Below are 1,444 nucleotides of genomic sequence, written 5' to 3'. Positions count from 1 at the left end.
CCCGTCGCCGCCGATCACGGCGTCGCAGTCGCAGCCGACATTGAGCTTGTCGCGGCCGTCGACCAACACATGCCGCGGCGCTTCGGGCAAACCCTGCACCGCGCGCATCAGCGCCCACAGCGAGGCCCGCAGGATATTGTCACGGTCGATCCGCGCCGGCGAGGCGAAGGCGACCGAAAACGACGCGGTGGCGCAGATTTCCTCGAACAGTTCCTCGCGGCGTTCGGCCGTCAGCCGCTTCGAATCGTCCATGCCCTTGGGGATTCGACGGGGGTCGAGCACCACGGCGGCGGCCACCACCGGCCCCGCCAGCGGGCCGCGGCCGGCCTCGTCGCAGCCGGCCACCGGCCAGACGCCGCGCTTGATCAGCGCACGCTCGCGTCGAAAGCTCGGCGGTGCCACGGCGATGACGCCTCTGGGCAGTCGCCTGGGCTTTTCTTTTTCGGATTTGTCGCGAATCATGCCGGGATCGTGCGCAAGCGCGCCCGGCGGCGCAACCGGGAACCCGGCTCAATGCCCGCTATTCAGGAACAATGCATCGTCGTCCCGGCGAACGCCGGGACCTATACCGCGTGATTTTTTTGTTTCAGCAGGATGTTCGACGCACCTGTGTCCAACGCAGACGCCGGTGTCTATGGGTTCCGGCGTTCGCCGGAACGACCATTGAGAGAGTGAACCTAGAACAAGCTCAACTGCTGCCCGCTGCGTTTCGGCCGGGCGAAATGATCCGTCGTCAGTTTCGAGCGGCGCTTGTTGAGTCCGAGCTTTTCGCAGGCGATCTCGAATCGGCGTCCGATCATCCAGGCCATCGGCCCGGTGCCCTTCATCCGGGTTTCCCATTGCGAATCGTAGTCGCGCCCGCCGCGCATGTCGCGGATCAGGGTGAAGACGTGGCGGTAGCGGTCGGGATAATTCGCCATCAGCCATTCGCGGAACAGGTCGCGCACCTCGAGCGGCAGCCGCAGCAGCACATAGCTCGCTTCCCGGGCGCCGGCATGAAAGGCGGCATCGAGAATGCGCTCGATCTCGCAATCGTTCAGCGCGGGGATTACCGGCGCCACCATCACCGTGGTCGGGATTCCCGCCGCCGACAATTGCCGCAGCGCTTCCAGCCGCCGGGCCGGCGTCGAGGCCCGCGGCTCCATGGTGCGCGCCAGTTTCGGATCGAGCGTGGTGTCCGACAGCGCGACCTTGGCGAGATTGCGCTTCGCCATCCGCGCCAGAATATCGATATCTCGCGTCACCAGCGCCGATTTGGTGACGATGCCGACGGGGTGCGAGGCGCGCTCAAGCACTTCGAGGATACCGCGCATGATTTTCGCGTCGCGCTCGATCGGCTGGTAGGGATCGGTGTTGGTGCCGATCGCGATCATGCGCGGCTCGTAATCCTGCGCCGCCAGTTCCATTTCCAGCAACTGCGGCGCGTCGGGCTTTGCGTAGAGTT

At 65.7% G+C, this 1,444-nt stretch carries 2 protein-coding genes; both read right to left on the bottom strand.

What is annotated here, in order from left to right:
* Window positions 1-462, bottom strand: a 462-nt coding sequence (locus Q8R73_RS03000) for a ribonuclease HII (RefSeq protein WP_305718068.1), incomplete at its 3' end; no start/stop codon positions are given.
* A gap of 215 nt (window positions 463-677) precedes the next feature.
* Window positions 678-1,444 (bottom strand): PA0069 family radical SAM protein (locus tag Q8R73_RS02995; RefSeq protein WP_305718067.1); only part of this gene is annotated, 767 nt, incomplete at its 5' end.

It is taken from the genome of Bradyrhizobium sp. (genome assembly GCF_030697065.1).
Lineage (GTDB): Bacteria > Pseudomonadota > Alphaproteobacteria > Rhizobiales > Xanthobacteraceae > Bradyrhizobium.
Note: the sequence above shows the minus strand (reverse complement) of the source record. Positions and strands in the feature narration are given on the sequence as shown.